Genomic DNA, 4,171 nt, shown 5'->3' with positions numbered 1-4,171 from the left:
GCCCCCGCCTCACCCAGGCGGGACGCCCGATGCCGCGCTTCCACTTCAACGTCCACGACGGCGTCAGTCGTCTCGACCTAGAGGGCACCGAGCTGCCCGACTGGCGCGCCGCACGCCTCGACGCGATCCGGCTGGCCGGCGAGATCCTGCGGGACGAAGCCGAACGGGTCGCCCTGGGCGAGGACTGGCGCATCGAGGTCACCGACCATACCGGCCTCGTCCTGTTCCAGATGGCGTTCCTCGTGATCGACGCGCCCGCTCTGCTCCGAGAGCAAGCCGTCGTGCCGAACCGGTGACCGCGACCCTGCATCCGTCCTGGGCGCGCGCGGCCCCTCTCTCCCCCGGAGCCGTTCGCACATGAACGACCACAGCCCGGGCTCGGGACGCAGCGACGGCCCGATCGGGCTCGACAGCCCGCTGGCGCGCAAGCTGCACCGCATGGCCGCCCTATCGGACGACGACCGGCAGCGGCTGGCGGTCGCCCTGTCCCGGGCCCGGCTCGTCGAAGCCCACGCCGACATCCTGGCGGAAGGTGACGACCCGCGCGCCGTCAACGTCGTCCTCGACGGCTGGGCCTGCCGCTACCGGCAGCTCGCGGATGGCCGCCGCCAGATCGTGACGCTGCTCCTGCCCGGCGACGTGTGCGATCCGCAGGTGTTCCGGAAGCGCCACGTTCACCACGCCCTCTGCGCCCTCACACCGATCACCCTCGCGCAGATCCCCGGGGGCGCCTTCCAGGAGCTGACAGCTCGCAGCGCGACGCTTGAAGCGGCGTTCCTGCACGAGCGCCTGACCACCACCGCGATCCAGCACGAATGGACGGTCAGCCTCGGCCGCCGCTCGGCGATTGAGCGGACCGCCCACCTGCTGTGCGAACTCCACGCACGGCTGGAGGCGGTCGGCCTCGCCGACGCGGTGAGCTGTCCGATGCCGCTGACGCAGATCGATCTCGCCGATGCGCTCGGCCAGACCCCGGTGCACATCAACCGGGTGTTGCGGGATCTGCGCAGCCAAGCCCTGCTCATCCTACGTCACCGGCGCCTGACGCTCGTCGACGGTGCGCGGCTGCGCGCCCTGGCGCTGTTCGACCCCGCATACCTGTTCGACGACGACATCACCGGTTCCGCCCAGGAAACATGAGACGATGCCGCTGTACCACTTCCATCTGCGGACCCCGGACGGGCTGGAGCGCGACGAGACCGGCCTCGTGCTGCGCGACCTCGACGCCGCCTACCTGGAGGCCTGCGCGACGATCCCCGGCCTCTCGGTCGACCTCCTGCGAGAGGGCCGCGATCCGATGGCCTGCACCTTCGTGATCACCGGCGCGCCCGATCCGGACCGCATTCTGCTGGAAGTGCCGTTCGACGAGCGGGTGCGTCACATCGGGCGGCCGACCACCCCTGCATCGCCCGCCGCCGCGACGGCGCTGACGCGGGCGCAGCGGCTGATCGTCGAGTTGCGGGCGGAGCACGCGGCGCTGGGGCGGAACCTGCGCGACTTGCAGGCGCTGCTGGCAAAGCCCCCTACGGCATCGCCACCGACAGGTTGACCCGGGCGGTCATCACCCGCTCGCCGCGCTCGTCGTGGGCATCGGCCCAGAACTCATTGCGGCCGCCCTCCGTGCCCTCGTCGGCCAGGATGGCGGCGAGCGTCTTGCGCATCATCCGCGCCAGGGCCTCCGGGTCGGGCAACTCAATCCCTTCCGGATCGTGAGCCTGGAAGCCATCCGATGTGCTGATGAAGTAGCGCGGCATGCTGCCCCTCGCTGCTGGGGCGAGAGCACACGCAACCCTCGGTCGTCGGCGCCCGGGTACTCAGCCGATGATCGCGGGACCGTAGACGAGATGGACGCGCGGCACCCTCACGTAGGTTGTACAGCCCGCGGGAGAGCTACGGCTCGCCGCGGGTCCTGATGTAGGCCTCCGACGCGGCGATCCGCGCGATCTTATCGATCAGCGCATCTATTGCGGCTCTCTGTACAGAAACTCCAGATTATGACCATCCGGGTCATAAACGAAGGCCGCGTAGTATCCCGGTGCATAATGGTCGCGATATCCGGGCGCGCCATTGTCTCGTCCACCTTGTGACAGGGCAGCGGCATATGCCGCCGCCACGGCGTCCTTACTCCTTGCGATCAAGCACAAGTGCATTCTTGGTTCGACCGGCTTCCCCTCGGTGAGAAGAAGGTACTGTACGGTGCTGCTGACACCGAAGCCAACGGCTCGATCGTCCTCACTGAAAAACACTTCCTCGAAGCCGATTGCTTCGATGACTGGCCGGTAGAAATTTCGCGCCGTCTCAATACTCCCGACAGCGAATTCGATATGGTCCCACATAGCAACGCCCCTACCGCTATCGAGGACGACGTACGCAGGGCCTCTCACTCGGTCAATCTGGCGTCCGGGGTCGGAAGCGGATGTCGACCGCGACAAACAAATTCAAACTGACCTACGACCTGATGATCGGATGCCTGGCACGAAACGGGCTCCCTGGTACAAGGAGCTTCTCCCCGCCCGCGCGCCCGAGGCGTTCGCGACACCGCAAGGCTCGTGACGGGTGAGCACGCGACGACAGGCGGGTGCGAGCCAGTTCCTCGCATCCTGCCCGTGACGCCTAGGCCGGGCGGTTGCGTGAGGGTCGGCGCAGCGGGGGATCTGGACACCGCACGGCGCCGGCTCAGGGCCCGGGTCTCGGCGTGTGCGGGACACGTACAGCCACCCCGGACGAAGTCGCTCAATGCGACCGGCCGTGACCCGTCGGGAGTACCCGAGCAATCTCGCGACCGACCGCTAACAACAGCAGTCGGGCGGGTGCCAGAAGGTGCGCGACGCCGGAGGCTTGGATCGCTTCGTAGGTTGCCACGGCGTACTCGGCGGCGCGTTCGAGCGCAGCACGATCACTGTCGCTGCCTGCGGAGGACTGGTCCTCCGCCGTAGAGCCGCCCGTGATGTCGATGAGCATGCCCATCGTGCGCAGCGGTGTGCCGTCCTCGTCCCGGTAGGTCTGTCCGCGGCACAGCACGCGTCGGGATCCATCCCCATTCAGACGCACCCGGCATTCGTCGACCCATATCCCGTCCGAACCGGCTGCGGATCCCATCCGCGCATGCAGCCGGGCCGCGTCGTCGGCGTGCACCCCTGTCAGGGCGTCCGCTGGGGTGAGGTCGCGCCATGCCATCTCGGGGTCGCCGGCCAGCAGCCCGGCCGCGCCCGGGCAGTATCGGGCCGTCCCCTGACGGTGGTCCCACTCCCACAACCCGAGCACGCCGGCCGCCGTGAGCGCCCCCTTGCGCCACTCCCAGGCGTCCGTCGGCTGATGGTCCTCATCTCCGGCCATCGCACCGCCCCAGTCGTTCAGGTCTAAGCCCGATGCCACATTGTAACTCAGGTTAACGGGGCAACTCACCGTGCTCGCATGAGTTCAGACCGGGGGAAGCGCCGCGATGTCCGATACCGATGACGAAGCCGCGCGTGCCCGCCGGGTTCTGAGCGAGATCGCCCATGCCCTCGACATGCCATTGGAGGCATTCTTCTCGCGGGTCAGTGCCGAGCGACGGGGCCCATCCGAGGCGGAGGAGCAGGAACTGATCGGCTTGTTTCGATCAATCCGCGATCCATCGAAGCGCCGGCAATGTCTGGATCTGCTGCGTACGATGGCGGGACCGCCGGGCGTATGATCAGGGTGAAGTTCGAACGTGGAAGGCCCGCCCCCGACAGGTGATGGGGGCGGGCCTCGACTGCGACGACGCCGGCGAGGCCGCGCGGATCCTGGGAAGGACGGGACGCTGCTCAGGAGACGTGCGGACTGGTGGGCCCGGTCGCGAGAATGAGCCTACGACCCTGCGGTCAACAAAGCGTTGTGCCGGACTGCGCATGCCTCGATCGCGGCAGGGGCACCGCTGGGTGGACGCGCTGCTGGCGGATCGGTTGAGGTCGGCGCCCGGCTTCACGGGGCGGCGCCGGTCACCCTGGAGAGGATCGGAAGGGCGCACTTTAGCATTGCTGGCGCAATGCCGGTGCTCATGCCGCCGCTCCCCACAGCAGGGAGCCGCTTCGGGGGTCTGTCTGCGGCCCGGCTCGCTTGCCCGCCCATGCCGATCTGGAGGCAGCCTCAGCGTCGCCCTATCGCTCGCTGACCGGCGCCGTGAGCCCTGCGATTGCCGGTCGCCCAG

Annotated in this window: 7 protein-coding genes; 4 read left to right on the top strand and 3 right to left on the bottom strand. The window is 68.5% G+C overall.

Annotated elements, in window-relative coordinates; translation table 11 throughout:
* The 3 genes from Q8W71_RS32545 to Q8W71_RS32535 all read left to right on the top strand — a co-directional run.
* Positions 1 to 296, top strand: a 296-nt coding sequence (locus tag Q8W71_RS32545) for a DUF6894 family protein (RefSeq protein WP_305529446.1), incomplete at its 5' end; no start/stop codon positions are given.
* Positions 297 to 357: 61 nt separating this feature from the next.
* Complete coding sequence (locus Q8W71_RS32540; RefSeq protein ID WP_305529067.1) at positions 358 to 1,140, top strand: Crp/Fnr family transcriptional regulator; 783 nt, start codon at positions 358 to 360, stop codon at positions 1,138 to 1,140.
* A 4-nt stretch (positions 1,141 to 1,144) separates the two neighbouring features.
* The gene (locus Q8W71_RS32535; RefSeq protein WP_305529445.1) at positions 1,145 to 1,549 is read left to right on the top strand and encodes a DUF6894 family protein; all 405 of its coding nucleotides are present in this window, start codon (positions 1,145 to 1,147) and stop codon (positions 1,547 to 1,549) included.
* On the opposite strand, the gene Q8W71_RS32530 is transcribed toward Q8W71_RS32535, so the two are convergent.
* From Q8W71_RS32530 to Q8W71_RS32520, 3 genes are all read right to left on the bottom strand, one after another.
* The gene (locus Q8W71_RS32530; RefSeq protein WP_305529444.1) at positions 1,524 to 1,754 is read right to left on the bottom strand and encodes a DUF6894 family protein; all 231 of its coding nucleotides are present in this window, start codon (positions 1,752 to 1,754) and stop codon (positions 1,524 to 1,526) included. The genes Q8W71_RS32535 and Q8W71_RS32530 overlap by 26 nt on opposite strands.
* Before the next feature lie 207 nt (positions 1,755 to 1,961).
* Positions 1,962 to 2,336: a VOC family protein gene (locus Q8W71_RS32525; protein ID WP_305529443.1), complete on the bottom strand. Its 375-nt coding sequence runs from the start codon at positions 2,334 to 2,336 to the stop codon at positions 1,962 to 1,964.
* A 397-nt stretch (positions 2,337 to 2,733) separates the two neighbouring features.
* Positions 2,734 to 3,336, bottom strand: a complete 603-nt coding sequence (locus Q8W71_RS32520; RefSeq protein WP_305529442.1) for a PAS domain-containing protein — start codon at positions 3,334 to 3,336, stop codon at positions 2,734 to 2,736.
* A gap of 106 nt (positions 3,337 to 3,442) precedes the next feature.
* Here Q8W71_RS32520 and Q8W71_RS32515 point away from each other — a divergent pair, with 106 nt between their 5' ends.
* Positions 3,443 to 3,676, top strand: coding sequence for a hypothetical protein (locus Q8W71_RS32515; RefSeq protein WP_305528575.1), 234 nt, complete (start codon positions 3,443 to 3,445; stop codon positions 3,674 to 3,676).
* Positions 3,677 to 4,171: the final 495 nt, after the last annotated feature.

Source organism: Methylobacterium amylolyticum, from assembly GCF_030700245.1.
In the GTDB taxonomy this organism is placed as follows: domain Bacteria; phylum Pseudomonadota; class Alphaproteobacteria; order Rhizobiales; family Beijerinckiaceae; genus Methylobacterium.
Note: the sequence above shows the minus strand (reverse complement) of the source record. Positions and strands in the feature narration are given on the sequence as shown.

What these genes read in the sequence shown, in the direction of transcription:
- Q8W71_RS32530 (WP_305529444.1), bottom strand. Translation starts at nt 1,754, where the DNA reads ATGCCGCGCTACTTCATCAGCACATCGGATGGCTTCCAGGCTCACGAT.
- Q8W71_RS32515 (WP_305528575.1), top strand. Translation starts at nt 3,443, where the DNA reads ATGTCCGATACCGATGACGAAGCCGCGCGTGCCCGCCGGGTTCTGAGC.
- Q8W71_RS32520 (WP_305529442.1), bottom strand. Translation starts at nt 3,336, where the DNA reads ATGGCCGGAGATGAGGACCATCAGCCGACGGACGCCTGGGAGTGGCGC.
- Q8W71_RS32525 (WP_305529443.1), bottom strand. Translation starts at nt 2,336, where the DNA reads ATGTGGGACCATATCGAATTCGCTGTCGGGAGTATTGAGACGGCGCGA.
- Q8W71_RS32540 (WP_305529067.1), top strand. Translation starts at nt 358, where the DNA reads ATGAACGACCACAGCCCGGGCTCGGGACGCAGCGACGGCCCGATCGGG.
- Q8W71_RS32535 (WP_305529445.1), top strand. Translation starts at nt 1,145, where the DNA reads ATGCCGCTGTACCACTTCCATCTGCGGACCCCGGACGGGCTGGAGCGC.